The 17,399-nt window shown below is 39.8% G+C and carries 17 protein-coding genes, 1 riboswitch and 1 other annotated feature; of the genes, 4 read left to right on the forward strand and 13 right to left on the reverse strand.

Going from position 1 to position 17,399, the window contains the following annotated elements:
- The first annotated feature begins 130 nt into the window (after positions 1-130).
- Positions 131-502, forward strand: coding sequence for a hypothetical protein (locus tag GCWU000321_RS01165; protein WP_244835024.1), 372 nt, complete (start codon positions 131-133; stop codon positions 500-502).
- Positions 503-535: 33 nt separating this feature from the next.
- On the opposite strand, the gene GCWU000321_RS01170 is transcribed toward GCWU000321_RS01165, so the two are convergent.
- The 9 genes from GCWU000321_RS01170 to GCWU000321_RS01210 all read right to left on the reverse strand — a co-directional run bounded on the left by GCWU000321_RS01170 (position 536) and on the right by GCWU000321_RS01210 (position 8,401).
- Positions 536-1,660, reverse strand: coding sequence for an IS256-like element ISDin1 family transposase (locus tag GCWU000321_RS01170; protein ID WP_040381072.1), 1,125 nt, complete (start codon positions 1,658-1,660; stop codon positions 536-538).
- 258 nt (positions 1,661-1,918) lie between these two features.
- Complete coding sequence (gene rplT / locus GCWU000321_RS01175) at positions 1,919-2,269, reverse strand: 50S ribosomal protein L20 (protein WP_007069234.1); 351 nt, start codon at positions 2,267-2,269, stop codon at positions 1,919-1,921.
- A 17-nt stretch (positions 2,270-2,286) separates the two neighbouring features.
- Positions 2,287-2,484 carry a 50S ribosomal protein L35 gene (rpmI, locus tag GCWU000321_RS01180; protein WP_008858952.1) on the reverse strand — a complete coding sequence of 66 codons (198 nt, stop codon included), beginning with the start codon at positions 2,482-2,484 and terminating at the stop codon, positions 2,287-2,289.
- Positions 2,485-2,500: 16 nt separating this feature from the next.
- Positions 2,501-3,019 (reverse strand): translation initiation factor IF-3, encoded by a 519-nt coding sequence (gene infC, locus GCWU000321_RS01185; protein ID WP_007069236.1) that lies wholly within the window; start codon positions 3,017-3,019, stop codon positions 2,501-2,503.
- A 182-nt stretch (positions 3,020-3,201) separates the two neighbouring features.
- Positions 3,202-3,636 carry a HutP family protein gene (locus GCWU000321_RS01190; protein ID WP_007069237.1) on the reverse strand — a complete coding sequence of 145 codons (435 nt, stop codon included), beginning with the start codon at positions 3,634-3,636 and terminating at the stop codon, positions 3,202-3,204.
- A 1-nt stretch (position 3,637) separates the two neighbouring features.
- Complete coding sequence (thrS, locus tag GCWU000321_RS01195) at positions 3,638-5,545, reverse strand: threonine--tRNA ligase (RefSeq protein WP_040381723.1); 1,908 nt, start codon at positions 5,543-5,545, stop codon at positions 3,638-3,640.
- A gap of 77 nt (positions 5,546-5,622) precedes the next feature.
- Positions 5,623-5,834 (reverse strand) — a binding site (T-box leader).
- A gap of 71 nt (positions 5,835-5,905) precedes the next feature.
- Positions 5,906-6,601 carry an MgtC/SapB family protein gene (locus tag GCWU000321_RS01200; protein WP_007069239.1) on the reverse strand — a complete coding sequence of 232 codons (696 nt, stop codon included), beginning with the start codon at positions 6,599-6,601 and terminating at the stop codon, positions 5,906-5,908.
- Positions 6,602-6,722: 121 nt separating this feature from the next.
- Positions 6,723-8,093, reverse strand: coding sequence for a phosphomannomutase/phosphoglucomutase (locus GCWU000321_RS01205; protein ID WP_007069240.1), 1,371 nt, complete (start codon positions 8,091-8,093; stop codon positions 6,723-6,725).
- Positions 8,093-8,401 carry a YerC/YecD family TrpR-related protein gene (locus tag GCWU000321_RS01210; protein WP_022026836.1) on the reverse strand — a complete coding sequence of 103 codons (309 nt, stop codon included), beginning with the start codon at positions 8,399-8,401 and terminating at the stop codon, positions 8,093-8,095. Before GCWU000321_RS01210 ends, GCWU000321_RS01205 begins: the two co-directional genes overlap by 1 nt.
- Positions 8,402-8,614: 213 nt before the next feature.
- A riboswitch (SAM riboswitch) is annotated at positions 8,615-8,718 on the forward strand.
- A gap of 53 nt (positions 8,719-8,771) precedes the next feature.
- On the opposite strand from GCWU000321_RS01210, the gene GCWU000321_RS01215 reads away from it, so the two are divergent.
- Both GCWU000321_RS01215 and GCWU000321_RS01220 read left to right on the forward strand, forming a co-directional pair.
- Positions 8,772-9,809, forward strand: a complete 1,038-nt coding sequence (locus GCWU000321_RS01215) for a methionine ABC transporter ATP-binding protein (RefSeq protein ID WP_007069242.1) — start codon at positions 8,772-8,774, stop codon at positions 9,807-9,809.
- A complete protein-coding gene (locus GCWU000321_RS01220) occupies positions 9,790-10,443 on the forward strand; it encodes a methionine ABC transporter permease (protein ID WP_007069243.1) in 654 nt (217 codons plus the stop codon). The genes GCWU000321_RS01215 and GCWU000321_RS01220 overlap by 20 nt, the downstream gene beginning before the upstream one ends.
- Positions 10,444-10,700: 257 nt before the next feature.
- Here GCWU000321_RS01220 and GCWU000321_RS01225 read toward each other — a convergent pair whose 3' ends face one another.
- A complete protein-coding gene (locus GCWU000321_RS01225; protein ID WP_007069244.1) occupies positions 10,701-11,306 on the reverse strand; it encodes a ribonuclease H1 domain-containing protein in 606 nt (201 codons plus the stop codon).
- A gap of 78 nt (positions 11,307-11,384) precedes the next feature.
- On the opposite strand from GCWU000321_RS01225, the gene GCWU000321_RS01230 reads away from it, so the two are divergent.
- Positions 11,385-12,590: an MFS transporter gene (locus GCWU000321_RS01230; RefSeq protein ID WP_007069245.1), complete on the forward strand. Its 1,206-nt coding sequence runs from the start codon at positions 11,385-11,387 to the stop codon at positions 12,588-12,590.
- 51 nt (positions 12,591-12,641) lie between these two features.
- On the opposite strand, the gene rfaE2 is transcribed toward GCWU000321_RS01230, so the two are convergent.
- The 3 genes from rfaE2 to GCWU000321_RS01245 form a co-directional block, all read right to left on the reverse strand.
- Positions 12,642-14,096 (reverse strand): D-glycero-beta-D-manno-heptose 1-phosphate adenylyltransferase, encoded by a 1,455-nt coding sequence (gene rfaE2, locus GCWU000321_RS01235; protein ID WP_007069246.1) that lies wholly within the window; start codon positions 14,094-14,096, stop codon positions 12,642-12,644.
- 155 nt (positions 14,097-14,251) lie between these two features.
- A complete protein-coding gene (locus GCWU000321_RS01240; protein WP_040381074.1) occupies positions 14,252-15,997 on the reverse strand; it encodes an ABC transporter ATP-binding protein in 1,746 nt (581 codons plus the stop codon).
- Complete coding sequence (locus GCWU000321_RS01245; protein WP_244835028.1) at positions 15,990-17,387, reverse strand: dehydrogenase; 1,398 nt, start codon at positions 17,385-17,387, stop codon at positions 15,990-15,992. The genes GCWU000321_RS01240 and GCWU000321_RS01245 overlap by 8 nt, the downstream gene beginning before the upstream one ends.
- Positions 17,388-17,399: the final 12 nt, after the last annotated feature.

The raw sequence follows: 17,399 nt of genomic DNA on the forward strand, positions 1-17,399 counted from the left end.
ACCTTAAATCCCGAGTATGTCTTTTACATAATAACATATGTAAAATTCCTATGCCAATTAGACGGATTCCACCACTCGTCTTTCTTAAAAGTGCTACAATGTAAATATATTTTAAGTTATGGAGGATATCATGACAGAAGAATTGAATCAAGATTCTTACCACATTGATTTAATGCGGACCTTATGGGAAAACACTTATCGTGGAACCGTTTTCGATTATAAAGAGCAATATGTTGCAACCATACGATTAATCCTAAGCATTCCCCTTGATCGCAGCGAAGTCCCTGAAAACGCTCCGAAAGTTAATCCCTCAGTTATTGTACTCATTGAAGACACTATTCTTTCTCCGCTTGAAGTCGTGGAATTTGAACAAATTATGTCCAAGATCATCACGAAAAAAGTATCAAGTGAATATTTTCAACCAGACCGTATTATGTACTTTTACCCAAGCCCTTCTGATGGTGCAGAAACAGCAAATAGAAATGTAGATAATGTAAACTAATTATTTGGGTTATAGGACATTTTGTGTTGGTGGTTAATCCCAAAAACAAGCAGGAAATGAATCGGATTTATGTAATTCTGACCACACAATAGCATCTCCCCATGTGGGAATTGAATCCTCTAATTGGGATCGTTCATTCATCGCTTTATACAGTTTAGAAATGCTTCTGTCAGTGGGCATTACCTTTAGGATTTCAGATGCAGAAAGCGGTTTCGGTGTGTGGAAGTAACACCACCAGAAAACCGCTTTTATGCGTCTTTCAATGGACATCCCCCGATGGTTTCTAAGCATCGTTCTTAATTGTGCATTTATTCCGCCTTCTATACGGTTATTTGTCGATGGTAGTTCTTCTCCACAAGATAACGATTCATCCAAATAGGTAAATAATGTGTTTTGCCGTACTAATCTGACCAGTGACCGCTCGGCCTTTAGTAAACGTTCATGCATAGGGCGAAGTTTGCCTTTTTCATCTTGTGTCATTTCACTAAGAAAGGTCTTATGCTTTATTCTCCAGTTTATCAATCGGGTTGCCCAATGACCTGCTTGCTCCATGTCTTTTATCATCAGCAAATCCTTTGCTATCATGTACATCTCAATGCCGGCAATGGTTTTAGGACTACCGGTTGTGTATCTCTTTACCTGGATGAATGCATGGAAAGTACAACGCTGCAACTTAGCCTTGGGCCAGACTCTTTTTAGTGCTTTCCGGAAGCCGTGGCCTCCATCAGAAACGACCATAGCGGGAGCCGCAATTCTCTGCATCAATGCTTCCCAGGCTCTGGAATTCTCATAGCGGCACAAATACCATCCAAGCACATATCTTTCATTACAACAAATAAGGATACATGCTTTTCTTCCTAAATAAATCCCATCCACATATATGACATTCATCGGACTCTCAATTTTAGGCTGCATAGGCCATATTTCCCAAAATTTAGAGGTTTTCCTTCGAAAACCACGACCGTTGCCAGGCATGGATTTTTGCACATCCTTACCAAACAACCACTGAATAAAGTGCTTAAAATCATGAACCGTCTTATTAATCGGATTCACAAAGACAGAATGACATTCTTTGCAGTACCACCGTTGCCTTCCTGTACGAGTTTTACCATATTTTGAGCAAAAGAAACCGCAATATAAACACCTAACTTGTTTCATAAGGTTCTCCTTTTAAAATAAACATATTTTAAAAAGATATAACCCTAATTAAAGCAGTCATAGCAATCATTTTCGGATTTTTTACCAACTCATTTTGTCCACCCTTTATCTTCTTAGGAAAAGGATAAAATACCGATGAAGCCAGACAATGTCTAACTTCATCGGTATTAAAATCAACACAAAATGTCCTATAACCCTGAAACATGTCTAAAATATAAAAAGACAAGTTCAAACAACTCGTCTTCTTATATTCATCTCTTATGCTTTTTTAGCAGCTTCGCAAATTACAGTAAAACCAGCGGGATCACTAATAGCCAATTCAGACAACATCTTACGATTTACTTCGATACCAGCCTTTGTCAAACCTGCAATCAATCTGCTGTAAGTCAGCCCATTCATACGAGCTGCCGCATTTATACGGACAATCCAAAGCTTACGGAACTCCCTCTTCTTCGCTCTACGGTCTCTTCTTGCATAGTAGAGAGCCTTCATTACCAATTCATTCGCTTTTTTGAATTGGGCATGGCGGGCACCTCTGTATCCCTTCGCCATTTTTAAAATTTTTTTATGCCTTGCGTGTGCGGTTACACCAACCTTAACTCTTGCCATTCTCTAAATCCTCCCTATCATCCGTTCGGCAGCAATCTTGCTACGCGTTTGTAATCAGATTTGGAAACCAGTGCTGCTTTTCTAAAATTTCTCTTTCTCTTTGGAGATTTTTTTTCGAGAATGTGGCTTTTAAAAGCCTTATTTCTCTTAAACTGGCCGGAGCCGGTTTCGGTAAAGCGTTTTGCCGCAGCGCGGCGGGTTTTCATTTTCGGCATTTTCATTTCTCCTTTATTATGCTTTCGGACCAACAACCATAGTCATGTTACGTCCTTCCAATTTCGGTGGCTTTTCACGAACAATAGAATCACCAAGTTCTTTTGCAAATCTTTCAAGAACTTCTCCGCCAAGCTCCGGATGAGTCATTTCCCTGCCACGGAACATAATTGTAACTTTGACTTTATTCCCATCTGCTAAAAAACGCTGTGCATTTTTCAACTTGACATAGAAATCATGGTCTTCTATATTGGGGCGAAGTTTGACTTCCTTAAGTTGGAATACCTTCTGTTTCTTCTTCGCTTCTTTATCTCGTTTCTGCTGCTCATATCTGTATTTTCCGTAGTTCATGATACGGCATACCGGCGGTTTCCCGTTCGGTGCAACTTCTACAAGATCAAGACCTTTTTCCTCCGACAAACGGATGGCTTCATGGAGCGTCATAACTCCCAACTGTTCGTTTGTATCGCTGACTACCCGTACCTCTCTGGCACGAATCTCCTCATTGATACTGAGTTCCTTTCCTATTCTTTTCACCTCCGAAAAAGAAATTCATTGCAAGTAAAAAGCGGACAGCATATACTATCCGCTTCCGAATTCATACATAAACCTTAGTAGCTTTCGCCATGTAAGGTGAGAAGCGGATGACTTCTGCTTGCAATCAGTTACTCGTATATAATAAGTGATTCCACAAATAATGTCAAGCAAAGAGTGAAAACTTATTCCGACAGATCGTCACGAAGGACACGATGCGCCATTCCTACAGCAACCTCATTAAACCGGAGAACGCCAACCCCCACATAAACTGCAACACATAAATGTTCGTGCCACCGGGCTACACCGATTTTTCCGCCTACATTCATTCCCAATGACTTTAATTTTATCTGTTCGATAGCGGATTCCACCGCTCCCAAAACAGAGCCGTCACCTACATGGGTATCACTGATGACATGTTGACGTTGGGCAGCAACGATAGCCGATTCATAAATCTTAGGCAGAATATCTAAAAACTTTCCACCAAAATTAACCGCTACCGCGCGAATTTCCAGTTTGGCCAATTCTTCCCGAAGGATACTTTCTTCCACCCTCGTTTCAGAAAGTGCCATACGCAGCGCCGCCCGGCCAACATCACCACTTTGATATTCTTTATCCATATCAATATGACCTATCCCTAATCTCACGAATCAGATTGGAAACAAATACAGCCACTGGTAGAGAGCCTTCATCACCATTTTTACGGCTTCGAACCGAAACAGTATGTCCATTCATTTCCTTATCACCTACAACAAGCGTATAAGGAACCTTTTCCATCTGTGCCTTACGGATCTTATATCCTAAAGTATCATTTCCCTCTTCAATTTCTACACGTACATTGGATGCAGAAAGTGCGTCTGCCACAGATCTTGCATAATTCATATGTTTTTCTGTAACGGGAACCACTTTGACCTGAACTGGCGCAATCCAACTCGGGAATGCTCCGGCAAAGTGTTCAATCAAGATACCAATGAACCGTTCCAGGGAACCATATCCTGCTCTGTGCAGCATAACAGCTCTATGCTTTTCTCCATCTTCCCCCACATAGTTTACATCAAAACGTTCCGGCAGCTGCATATCCATTTGAATAGTGCCGCACTGCCATGTACGCCCAAGGCAGTCTTTAATGTGAAAATCCAGTTTAGGACCATAAAATGCGCCATCACCTTCATTAATAACATAAGGAACACCGGCCGCTTCAACAGCATCCCGTAATGCATTTGTAGAAATTTCCCACAGCTCCTCAGAGCCCATGGAATTCTCAGGACGCGTGGACAGCTCCACATGATATTCAAGTCCAAAAACACTGTATAATTTCCTATACATTTCCATAGTCTTAATTACTTCATCTTTCATCTGATCCTGCGTCATGAATATATGAGCATCATCCTGTGTGAACACACGGACACGGAATAATCCATGAAGCGCACCATGAAGTTCATGGCGGTGTACAATCCCAAATTCACCCACGCGTTTTGGTAATTCCCTATAAGAGTGCTGGTTTGTTTTATAGTATAAAATCCCGCCAGGACAGTTCATTGGTTTTACAGCATAATCTTCTTCATCAATCTGGGTAAAGTACATGTTTTCTTTATAATGATCCCAGTGACCGGACTGTAGCCACAACTTTTTAGAAAGGATAATTGGTGTCATAATTTCTTCATAGCCAAATTCGCGGAACAATTCCCGCTCATAAGCTATAAGTTCATTGCGAATAACCATTCCTTTCGGATGGAAAAACGGGAATCCTGGTCCCTCTTCATGGAAAGAGAATAGATTTAATTGTTTCCCCAATTTTCTGTGGTCACGCTTTTCCGCTTCAGCACGGACAAAGAGAAATCGATCCAGCTCCTCTTTATCAAAGAATGCGGTTGCATAAATACGCTGGAGCATTTTATTGTGTTCATCACCACGCCAATAAGCACCGGCCACTGCCATCAGCTTAAATACTTTTAACTTGCCTGTCGAACGAACATGGGGACCTCTGCATAAATCGGTAAAATCCCCTTGTGTATAAGTCGATATGATCGCATCTTCTGGAAGATCCTGTATTAAGATAACCTTATAATCCTGGTTTTTGCTCCTGAAAAATTCTAATGCCTCATTTCTACTCAAAATCTTTTTTTCAATAGGCAGATTTGCTTTAGCAATTTTAGCCATCTCTTTTTCAATAGCAGCAAAATCTTCCTGACTAAAAACATGGTCAGATTCTAAATCATAATAGAACCCATCATCAATTGCCGGTCCAATTGCAAATTTCGTTCCAGGATACAAATGCTGAATCGCCTGTGCCATTACATGAGCGGCTGTATGCCGAAGTGTAAAAAGCCCCTCCTTATCTGCTTTGGTAAAGAATTCAACCTGCGTTCCATCAGTAATATTATTCCGGATATCAGTTAATTCTCCATCTACTTTAGCTACCAATACATCTTTAGCAAGACTATTGGAAATTTTTTTCGCAGCTTCAAACAGTGTCACTTCATTTTCAAAGTGTAGTTCCTTCCCATCTTTCAACCGAATTGTTATCATAATCTTCCCTCTTTTCTTTCCGGAAATACCTCCCATATATTAGAGAAAAATTTCCTAAAAATAAAAAACTTCCATCCACAAGGGACGAAAGTTTAATTCCGTGGTTCCACCCAAATTAGAGTTAGTACTCCGCTTAAATAACTTATAACGCAGTCAACCGTGAAAACATACTTAATTCTGTTTCCCTGTTTAAGAGTGGTAATATAACCATGACAATACCTGCTTACACCAGCCGCAGACTCTCTATGCATGTACAATGGAAATATCATGTCTCTGTCATCACATTATGAGTATAATATTACACTCTTTTTATTTTATGTCAAGAATCTATTTCAAAAATCCTCCTTATAAAGAAAAATTTCATACCTCTTCAAAATAAACAACAGATTCTGTATTTCGCAAATCATTTTTAAACGCCTTTTTCTGTCCATAGTGAGGCAACCGCAGAGACATTGCGACCGCCGGAATATGCAATCCCAACTTATCTTTTCTGAAGTCAAATTCTAATAAATCAACTTTTTGCCTGCGGAGTGATTCCATAAAAGGACGGATACTTTCTGAATCTTTAAATTCCATATATAAATCTATCCTCCTGGAATTTTTATGTAATTTTTTATCAAGAGGCGCCAATACACGAAATATAAACAGAATAAAAATAACTGCCAAAAGAGTACCTTCAGCAAATCCGATTCCGGCGGCCAGTCCCACTCCCGCACATGCCCAAAGTCCTGCAGCAGTAGTAAGCCCCTTCACCTCACTTCGTCCGTTCATCATAATCGTACCCACTCCAAGAAAACCGATTCCACTGATTACTTGAGCACCAAGACGAGTGATATCTGTATTCATATTTGGGAATTCTCTAAATACATATTCATTTACGATCATTGCCATAGCCGCGCCAATACATACCAACGCATGTGTTTTTATCCCTGCGCCTTTATTTTTGTACTCCCTGTCTAACCCGATAATCACCCCTACAAAAGTCGCCAAAGCAAGCCGAAAACAGATTCCCGTCACGTTCCACTCTTTAACAAGATTCATTACTGTATCAAACATATCTGTCACTTCCCGTCCGCCTTATGCTTATATGTAAGAAATATTAAAAGTCATTTTTTTACATAAGCAATGTTTCTCGTCTTATAAAAAACGATTTTCAAGTCTTGCTGCAAACCACATTTTAATCTTGGTTTTTTATGAACTCTATGACCGCTTTTTTCTTTTCTTCTAAAAGCAACTTATCCCCTCTCGTTTCCATATTAAACCTAATCAGGGGCTCCGTATTGGAAGCACGCAAATTAAACCGCCATTTCCCAAAATCCATTCCCAGTCCATCTATATGCTGAATTTCTTTCGCATCATTTGCATATTTTTTTTCAACAGCCTGCATCACTCTATCAACATGACTCGCCGGCAGATTAATCTCCCCACTGCATGGAAATTCTTTTTCCAAATCGGAAACAAGCTCATAAAGAGATTCATTTGTTTCACTAATAATTTGCGCTACAATCAGCCAAGGAATCATCCCGCTGTCACAATAGGAAAAATCTCTGAAAAAATGGTGGGCGCTATTTTCTGCACCATAAATACCGCCAACTTTACGCATAGTTTCTTTCATAAATGCATGTCCACCTTTTGATTCTACAGAGATTCCCCCCAGCTCCTTACAAACTTTCTGTACACACCAATACACGCGTGGATCGTGGATAATAGTTTCTCCTTTATACCGATTCAGGAAATATCGAGAAAGTAAAGCCACCATATAATAGCCTTCTACAAAATTTCCCTTATGATCTATGAAAAAACACCGGTCGAAATCACCGTCCCAGGCTACACCCATATCGGCACCGTCCAACAGGACCTGATCTATCAAAGGTCGTCTGCATTCCTCCAGCATAGGATTAGGTACACCATGAGGGAATGTTGCATTTGGTTTCATATACTGTTCCGTAAAATGAAACGGTAAATACTTCTTTAAATTTTCGAAGCAAATATTGGCACAGCCATTTCCTGCATTGACAACAATTTTTAACGGCTTCATTTTAGAAATATCCACAAAAGATAAAAGGCTCTGAATGTAATCTTCTATAATTTCTTTTGTATAAACATGTCCTTTTTCAGCACAATTTTCAAACTCACTTGAAAAAGCAACTCTTTCAATATCCTTAAGACCGGTATCTGCGCTGACAGGTATTCCTTTTTCCCGAACGATTTTAATTCCATTGTTATTTGCCGGATTATGACTGGCAGTAATCATAAACCCGCCATCCAACCCATAATAAAAGGTGGTGAAGTACATCATCTCCGTCCCACAGAGACCGATGTTATATACATCAACACCAGCACCATTCATTCCTTGAATTACAGCATCAGCAATCGATAGGGAACTAGGCCGGATATCATATCCCACGCTTATCTTCTTAGGATGGTATAATTGTGCATATGCACGAGCCACACGATAAGCCAATTCCTCATTCACTTCCGTAGGTACGATCCCACGTATATCATAAGCCTTAAATCCGGAATGGCGCATTTTTGAAAAATCTCTCATTATACATCCTCCTTCTCTTTCTCTATTCTTTTCAGCATCTGGGCGTATCCATCGGCGCCATAAGCAAGCGACCTTTTTACGCGGCTGATTGTTGCCGTGGATGCTCCAGTTGCTTCTTCAATCTTGTCATATTTTTCTCCATGCCTAAGCATACGGGCCACTTCAAGCCGTTGTGACATATCATGCAGTTCATTAATTGTACAGAGGTCCTCAAAAAATTCATAGCACTCTTCCCTGGTTTCCAATTTCAAAATAATATCAAACAAATTATCTGTCAGTGGATTTACCAAACGCTGATTTACACTCATCATAACCTCCTTAATACACTTTTGATAAATATTCGCTCCCTTAATAATTAAAAATCTTTCTCACTTTAATGCATTATAGCATTTATGTGATACCACAAGCAAAATATTCCTATATTTTATAATATCGGTAAGTTAGTATTGACATTTTCAGATATAGAGCGTAATATATTCCCATCTTAATCCTTATGCAACGCATAACGGCAAACTTCAGAAAATTCATCATGAGTAGCGGAGGGACTGGCCCGGTGAAACTACGACAACCTTTCCAATGGAAAACGGTGCCAAATCCAGCGGGTATTCTGCTCGAAAGATGATATGATTTATTACTTTCATCTTTTGATGAAAGTTTTTTATTATAAAGGAGCATTATATGATTGAATTAAAGCACATAAACAAAATCTATAACGGCTTTAATGCATTAAATGATATCAGTCTCACTATCAAGGATGGTGAAATCTGCGGCATCATCGGACAATCAGGTGCGGGGAAATCTACGCTCGTCCGCTGTATAAACATGCTGGAACCGCCAACTTCAGGAGATGTTATCGTGAACGGAAGAAATATGGTCACCCTTTCAAAAAGAGAACTCCGTAAAGAACGAAAAAAAATCGGCATGATTTTTCAGCATTTTAATCTCCTGTCCAGCCGTACTGTATATGAAAATGTAGCATTTCCTCTCGAATTATCAAATGTACCTCAAGGAGAACAAAAAGAACGCATTAATGATATCTTAAAATTAGTCGGACTGGCAGACTACAGAAATAAATATCCCGCACAGCTTTCCGGCGGACAAAAACAACGCGTCGGCATTGCCCGCGCCATTGTCTCCAACCCATCCGTCCTTCTGTCTGATGAAGCAACAAGTGCCTTGGACCCGGAAACAGTAAAATCCATTCTCCAATTGCTGAAAGATATTAATAAAAAACTGGGAATTACCATCGTTATGATTACACACCAAATGGAAGTCATAAAAGAAATTGCCCAGCATGTAGCTGTTATTGAACACGGGAAAATTATTGAAGAAGGTTCTGTCATTAACCTTTTCACAAATCCTCAAACAGAAACACTGAAAAAATTTGTCGGTTCCGTCATGTCTTCTGAACTGCCCGCACAGCTTTCCCACATGAATATACATCCTACAAAAGAACATGAATCTGATAATATACTTATTTCACTCTCGTTCCGTGGTGATGTAACTAATGAACCGATTATTGCCCAATTGATAAAAAAGTATAATCTTAACGTAAGTATTCTTTACGGCTCCATCGACTACATCCAAGATATTTCTTTTGGCCGCCTGCTCATTATGATTAGTGGGCATTTGGAAGATCTTACAGACGCGCTTACACATTTAAACGCTTTACCAATTACAAGTGAGGTGATCGGATATGTCTCCCGTAATAACTAATTTACTTTTAAAAAGTCTGGCTGAAACCCTTTATATGCTTTCCATTTCTGCCTTTATCGCGGCAGCCGCAGGCATACCCTTAGGAATACTTCTTGTTGTTACAGAGAAAAATGGAATACTTTCCTGCCCGATTATTAATAAGCCACTGGCTTTTATCGTTAATGTTATTCGTTCCATTCCCTTTATTATTCTCATGGTAGCAATTATCCCTCTTACCAGATTAATTGCGGGTACCTCTATTGGTACCACCGCTGCCATCGTTCCGCTAACCTTAGCAGCAATCCCTTATACCGCCCGCATGGTTGAAACTTCTATCCGTGAAATTCCGTCGGGCCTTATTGAAGCTGCCGAATCCATGGGCGCTTCTCCATTCCAAATCATCCGCAAAGTTTTAATTCCCGAAGCACTTCCTTCTGTCATTCAAAACATGACCGTTGTTATAGTCTCCCTCATCGGATCCTCCGCTATGGCAGGAACCATTGGCGGAGGCGGCCTCGGTGACCTTGCCATCCGTTACGGATACCAGCGCTTCCAGGCGGATGTCATGATTGCCACAATTATTGTCTTAATCATTATTGTCCAGTTTATGCAGTTCACCGGTAACCTTTTGTCAAAGAGGGCAAACAAGAAATGAAACGACCATATAGGCTTTATTTGACAGTGATTTCATTCCCATATTTAGAAGTAAACATTACATAATATTTACACACGCAAAAAATCTCCTTCGATTTATTCATTGCAGTTTTCGTACCGCAATTTTACATCAATCGTAAGGAGATTTTTCTTGCTTGTAAAATCTTGCTGATGAATATTTACTCTCCTCTGTCTATATAAAAGAATATCTTTTTTACAAAAGCCTTTCTTCGTTATTCATTATGAATAATTCTGTTCTTATTCCAGCAATGCATTTTTTGCCAATTGATCAGCCATTTCGTTGTACATGACGCCTGTATGGCTTGCCACCTTATGAAAATGAACCATCAGCTGTCCTTTTATTAATTCATAATACTCCCGCAGCGCTTTTGTTCCCCGTTTATTCGCTTTCCACTCTCCGGTACACCATTTCTCTATACCGACATAATCATAATATAAATTTATCTCCGAGATCCCTTTTTCCAAACATTTTCCCATCGCAAACACTGCACCATGTATTTCTCCCGCCACATTCCGCATCTGCGCTTCTTCTGCATCAATAATTTTCTCTGCATAAGTTTCAACAGTTCCATGGTGAATAAAGACAACCCCAAACGAAAAGGTATCGGGAATTGTCGGAATATAAGAACCGTCTACATATACCGCCACTCTTAATTCGTCTTTCAAGGCTTTCACCTTTTTATCAGCAACATCCCCCAAGAATTCCATTGCTTCTTCTTTTGTAAAAAAGCCTTTGTAGGACGCACCGGGATATCCAATAACCTGCAATTTACAGTCATCCCAACTTGTAAACAAACCGGTTTTCCTGCCGGATTTCACAGCATACCATAATTTTTTTTTCACAAAAACGCTCCTTTATTATTCATATCCATAGACTGCCTGTGGTAGTATAATAAAAACTGAATTTATTAGAGGATCATTATGTTAAAATTCAATTTATTACACACTTTCCCTGCTTTTACCATCAAAAACTATCGGACTTTTTTCCTTTCCCAATGGGTTGCTCTCATGGGGCTTTGGATGCAGCTTACTGCACAGCAGTGGCTTGTTTATGAAATTACTGATTCCCCTCTGCTGTTAGGTGTTCTGAGTACTATGCAATATATGCCAAGCCTCCTTTTCACACTGTGGACCGGTTTTTGGATTGATCGCCACAAAAAGAAAAGTATTTTGTTGGGAACACAGCTTATGTATATGCTCCAGGCTTTTCTTTTAGGGCTCATCCTGTGGAGCGGTCATATTGATTATTATTGGATTCTTCTTTTTGCATTTTTTCTCGGTACCATAGACTGTATTGATCTTCCCGCACGGATGGCTTTCATGCCTTACTTAGTGGGAACACAATACCTGAAAAGTGCAGTCAGCTTAAATTCCACCAACTTTAATATTACAAGAATGCTTGGTCCCATTTTAGCAGCTTTTCTTCTTAGCTATCTCAGCTACAGTACTATTTTCTTTTTGAATGCACTCTGTCTTATCCCTATTATCATTGTCTACTTGCATATAAAAGTGGATGAACCACAAAACCATACCATCTCAAACGATATAATGGGAGAAATCAAGGCAGGTCTCAGATACACGTTGCATCATAAAGTTATTTTATCCAATTTGCTTGCGGTCGCAGTTGTCAGCGGTTTGATTCTTAACTTCGGTACTTACGGTCCACCCTTTGCGGATAGAGTACTCCATGCCGGATTAAACGGATTCAGCAAAATACTTTTTTCTGTTGGTACCGGTTCCATGATTGGCGGACTGATTTCCGCATCAGGAATATCCAAACCGAAACAGACTCTTCCTTTTTATTCAGCTCTTTTATGTGGTTTGTGCTTAATTATCATCAGTCAGACGAATTCGCTTTATCCAGCACTTCTTCTTTATGCAGGAATTGGGTTCACCGCTATTATCAGCATCGTCAACTTTAATACAATCATCCAATTTTCAACAGAACGCAGCTACCTAGGACGTATCATGAGCTTATATGCCCTTGTATTTTTAGGTGCAACACCATTTGGCAGCCTTATTGTCAGCAGCATGATTGAATATTCTGGAACCTCAAATGGTCTTCTTTCCATTGGGCTCCTTGATATAATGTTTATTCTCCTTATCAAATATCTCTACTGGAAATAGCGCAAAAGAAACCCTTTTATCTATCACACAACTCTCTTTAAAATCAATGTCTCATTTTCCCAAAATTTTATTAATTATCTGGGTCGTAGAATACCCCTTTACAAAAGGAAGTATTCTGACTTCCCCCGCATACTCTCTTCCAATAACATCCTCCACACTATAGTCACCGCCTTTTACCAAAATATCCGGTTCCAGACATTTTAACAATTCCAAAGGGGTTTCTTCATTAAAAATGACAACTTCATCCACAAACCTCAATGAGTTAAGCATAAATGCCCGATCCGATTCCGAATTAACCGGTCTCCCTTCACCTTTAAGTTTTTTTACAGATTCATCCGCATTAAGACCTATAATCAAATGCTCCCCCAATGCCGCCGCCTGCTGCAGATAAGTAACATGTCCCTTATGAAGGATATCAAAGCATCCGTTTGTGAAAACAACAGTTTCTCCTTGGGATTTCCACGCATCCACCTTACTTTTTGCTTCCTCCCAGCTTATCGGGATATAAGCCGTCCGCATCATATTGGATCCGCACCATGCGTCGATCATTTCAGTGTGGCCGACAGGATAAGTTCCCACTCGAGACACCGCAATTCCAGCTGCCGTATTTGCCAGTTCAAGAGCGGTCATCATATCCAAATTGACAGCTGTTGCGGCTGCAAGTATGGCCATAACAGTATCTCCCGCTCCGGAGACATCAAAGACATCCTGTGCGACAGAAGCACAATGTACACTTCCATTTTTATTAATACAGGTAATTCCCTTTTCAGACCTGGTTACAAAGATATTTTCTATCTGAAACGTTTCCCGCACCTTTCTGCCAATCCGTTCAATATCTGAATCATTATTATTGATGACGAATCCAGCGACATCAGATAGCTCTTTTATATTGGGGGTAATTCCATATGCACCTCTATATTTTGTCCAATCGCATCCTTTAGGGTCAATCAGTACCGGCACATCATACTCTTTCCCTTTTTTTATAATGGTTTGCGCCAACTGTTCTGTAATCATACCTTTTTCATAATCGGACAAAACAATACTGCCTACTCTTTGCTGAAGCAATTGATCCAGCCATTTTAAAATATATTTGCATACTTTATCATCAGGATTACACCTTTCTTCAAAATCAAGACGCATCATCTGTTGGCGGGCGCCAAGAATCCTGACTTTAGTCGTAGTATAGTACTCTTCTGACACGATAACTCCCATATCATCAATCCCGGCTGCCCTTAATAACTCTGAAAGTGTATCTCCATCTCTATCATTTCCTCGCATACCTGCAATAAAAACTTGTCCACCCAAAGAGGATAAATTGGCAGCCGTATTAGCAGCTCCTCCCAAAACATTTCGCTGTGATTTCACTAAATTAATAGGAACAGGCGCTTCCGGTGATATGCGTTCCACATTTCCGGAAATATATCGATCAAGCATAATATCACCTATCACCGCTACTTTTATATTTTTTATATCTTCTCTTAGAAATCTTTCTCCACCTATTTTCATCGTTGCACCTAAACTTAATCAAACTATATTTATCTAAAATTTACTTTTTTATTATACCATTTTCTTTCTGTAACCCATGAAAACAACAAATCTTCTAATGGTTTCATCACAAAGCTGCCCGTTTCATACAAAATAGGCAGCCGTTTTATAACAGATTATACTTTTTCATTCCCGGCTGTATATTTCCCGCTCTTTTTCTGTGCCTCATAAAGCTCAAAGTATTTTCCCTTCTTCTCCAAAAGTTCTCCATGAGTTCCTTTTTCTATAATCTCTCCATGATCAAGCACGATAATCTGATCGGCATCACGGACAGTGGATAATCTATGGGCAATAATGATCGTTGTGCGGTCCATTGCCAAGTCGTTCAATGTTTCCTGTATCTTTTTCTCTGTCTGGCTGTCAAGTGATGATGTGGCCTCATCAAAGATAACAATAGGAGGATTTTTCAAAAATACCCTGGCAATAGAAATCCTCTGTTTTTGCCCGCCAGATAACTTAACTCCGCGTTCTCCCACTTTGGTTTCATATCCATGGGGAAGCTGCGAAATAAATTCATCAGCAGCAGCCAATTTCGCTGCTGCTTTTATCTCTTCCGCAGAAGCCCCTTCTTTTCCATACCCAATATTTTCACCAATTGAATCTCCAAAAAGGAAAACATCCTGCTGCACGATTCCAATCTGTTTTCTTAAATCCTGTTGGCAATATTCTTTTATGTCTTTTCCATCTATCAATATTTCTCCCGATGAAGGATCATAAAAACGAAGAAGGACATTGGCAAGAGTACTCTTCCCTGTTCCTGTCTCCCCCACGAAAGCAATCGTTTTACCTGCAGGGATATCCAAACTTATATGATGCAAGACCAAACGATTATCATCATAGCCGAAACTCATATCTTTAAAACAAATATCCCCTCTGACTTTATTAAAAACGAGTGGCATTTCGGGATCCTCTATAGACGGTTTGGTATTCATAATTTCTTCAAAACGTGAAAACCCGGCCATGCCCCGCTGATATACTTCCGCCAATATAGTTAATCGGAATACAGGACGCATAAAAATATTCACATACAGTAAAAATGCAACAAAATCCGGCAATGTAAGTATATTGATGGAAATCATATATCCACCCGCCAGCAAAACCACCACATTGATAAAATTCGTAAAAAAATTAATACTTCCTGAGAAATAGGCAACTAATTTATAGGAATTGAACCTTGTATTTCTAAGCTCCCTACTTTTACCACAAAAACGCTTCCGCTCAAAATCTTCCATGGCAAATGCCTTTATAAGGCGAATCCCTGATAAACTCTCTTCCGCTCTGGCACTTACTTCTCCTGCTTTTACACGGTTTTTACGAAAGGCATCTTTCATCTTCCGATTTATTTTTACTGTATGGAATGCTTTACCAATCAGGAGCCCGCCGATTAAAATGGCCAATGTCCAATTCATAATAAGCATGGCTACGATGGTTCCTGTCATGATGACGGCACAAAGTAAAACGTCATTGGGACCGCGAAAAGCCAATTCACTTACTTCCGTCACATCACTTGTTATACGGGATAAAAGCTGCCCTGTTTTTTCATTATCAAAATAACGGAAAGATAACGTTTCGATATGAGAAAAAAGATCATTTCTCATATCATGCTCAATAGATGCACTCATAATATGCCCATAATATTGTACGGAATAAGAAATAATAAATTCAAAGATATAAAGCAGCAGCAGAATCGCGGATCCCCAAAAAAGTGCTGTCATGTTTTTAGAAGGAAGAACCTGATTAATAAGCTCTCTTACCATGACAGGAAAAATCAAATCAAGCCCCGCCATGGCAAAAGTCCCAATAATTACACCTATAAGCAGTTTCATATAAGGCTTGTAATAGTGCATAAGGTTTCTAATCATTATCATTCTCCCTGTTCCAAATATGCAAATCATAGGAACCGATTAAATCTCCATCCGGTGTTACCGCAGGCACTTCAATTCCTGCTGCATATTTCCCATCATCAGAAATAGAAATTGCCTGAATAGGCCCTTTAGTATGATATCGATTTAGCTCCTTTCCGTTGACTAAACTGATCACCGCAGCTCCATGCGCACCATAATCATGATTTCTTACATTCCGCCCAATAGCAATAGCTGCGATACCTGATGAGGAAAATGTAATTCCTTCCACTTCTGCTCCTGCTGTATATTTAAATTTATACGCCCCTTCCATATCAAAAAGATATATGCTATTACTGGAAGGATGTATAATCGGTGCGGGAATTTGCCAATTTGCCCGGTTAAATGTATTAATAGTTGTGAAGACAACACCTTCAGGCACGATATAAGCATCTCTACCGGCAGCGTTATACCAACCGCCGGCTACCTTATGTGGTTTTGAAAGGACCCGTTGCCAAAGTATACTGCCGTTCTCATCAAAAAGGATTCCTCTCCCATCACTGGTCATCGCAGACAAATACTTTCCATCCTCTGAATAATTAGGACCATTGCGTATCGTTGTTATCTCAAAAAGTGGTGCCGCCGGTATATCCTTAGCACTAATCAAAGTTCCTTTATCCTTGTCCAAAACATATATATTTTTATTATATTTTCTTTCTTCAGGCCCTGATTTGTCATAATTAGCAGAAGCAAACGCAAACCGCCCTGTTGCAAAAGATACACTGCCCCAATTAATCCAGCTGTCCATATTTTCATTGAGCGGGTACCGCCAGCGTTCATTCCCTCTTTCATCAAAGGAAATGATTCGGCTTATATAAGCTCTTGAATGATTCTTACTGACAGTAGATCGATAAAAAATGGCATATACATTCCCTTCCTTGTCTGTTTCTACATGAATCGGAATCGGATACGCGCGAATTTCATTTTCAACTCCAATAACATCAACTCCGTCAAATTTCCATAAGATATCTCCCGTTGCAACCTCTAAGGCGTAGAGCGTACCGGATGGGCTGCTTTCTCCGACATAGACAATCCTGTTATCTTTACTCAACGCCAACGAACGGATTTCACCAATTCCGATGGTTCTGGACCATCTTTCATATCCTTCTATAGAAAAATGATACATTTCCCCTTTTATGGTTCCGACAATCCATCCACGATTAACCGGTGAATAAAGAATCTCTCCGCCATCAAAGCCCATTCTGTCATAGTTTCTTCCTGCCACATTCCCCAGTGAAACAATGGTTTCTCCTTCAGCTTTTTCTCCATCGAACATTCCCCATGGCGTTTTATTTCCTGTCAGAAAGAACAGCAACAGCCAGGTCATCCCCAACAACAGAAAAATAAGCATTGTCTTCATCTT

The organism is Dialister invisus DSM 15470, from assembly GCF_000160055.1.
GTDB lineage: Bacteria > Bacillota > Negativicutes > Veillonellales > Dialisteraceae > Dialister > Dialister invisus.

Excerpts from the sequence above, each read along its gene's own strand:
- GCWU000321_RS01165 (WP_244835024.1), top strand. The coding sequence starts at position 131 with ATGACAGAAGAATTGAATCAAGATTCTTACCACATTGATTTAATGCGG.
- GCWU000321_RS01170 (WP_040381072.1), bottom strand. The coding sequence starts at position 1,660 with ATGAAACAAGTTAGGTGTTTATATTGCGGTTTCTTTTGCTCAAAATAT.
- rplT (WP_007069234.1), bottom strand. The coding sequence starts at position 2,269 with ATGGCAAGAGTTAAGGTTGGTGTAACCGCACACGCAAGGCATAAAAAA.
- rpmI (WP_008858952.1), bottom strand. The coding sequence starts at position 2,484 with ATGCCGAAAATGAAAACCCGCCGCGCTGCGGCAAAACGCTTTACCGAA.
- GCWU000321_RS01190 (WP_007069237.1), bottom strand. The coding sequence starts at position 3,636 with ATGGATAAAGAATATCAAAGTGGTGATGTTGGCCGGGCGGCGCTGCGT.
- thrS (WP_040381723.1), bottom strand. The coding sequence starts at position 5,545 with ATGATAACAATTCGGTTGAAAGATGGGAAGGAACTACACTTTGAAAAT.
- GCWU000321_RS01200 (WP_007069239.1), bottom strand. The coding sequence starts at position 6,601 with ATGTTTGATACAGTAATGAATCTTGTTAAAGAGTGGAACGTGACGGGA.
- GCWU000321_RS01205 (WP_007069240.1), bottom strand. The coding sequence starts at position 8,093 with ATGAGAGATTTTTCAAAAATGCGCCATTCCGGATTTAAGGCTTATGAT.
- GCWU000321_RS01210 (WP_022026836.1), bottom strand. The coding sequence starts at position 8,401 with ATGAGTGTAAATCAGCGTTTGGTAAATCCACTGACAGATAATTTGTTT.
- GCWU000321_RS01215 (WP_007069242.1), top strand. The coding sequence starts at position 8,772 with ATGATTGAATTAAAGCACATAAACAAAATCTATAACGGCTTTAATGCA.
- GCWU000321_RS01220 (WP_007069243.1), top strand. The coding sequence starts at position 9,790 with ATGTCTCCCGTAATAACTAATTTACTTTTAAAAAGTCTGGCTGAAACC.
- GCWU000321_RS01230 (WP_007069245.1), top strand. The coding sequence starts at position 11,385 with ATGTTAAAATTCAATTTATTACACACTTTCCCTGCTTTTACCATCAAA.
- rfaE2 (WP_007069246.1), bottom strand. The coding sequence starts at position 14,096 with ATGAAAATAGGTGGAGAAAGATTTCTAAGAGAAGATATAAAAAATATA.
- GCWU000321_RS01240 (WP_040381074.1), bottom strand. The coding sequence starts at position 15,997 with ATGATTAGAAACCTTATGCACTATTACAAGCCTTATATGAAACTGCTT.
- GCWU000321_RS01245 (WP_244835028.1), bottom strand. The coding sequence starts at position 17,387 with ATGCTTATTTTTCTGTTGTTGGGGATGACCTGGCTGTTGCTGTTCTTT.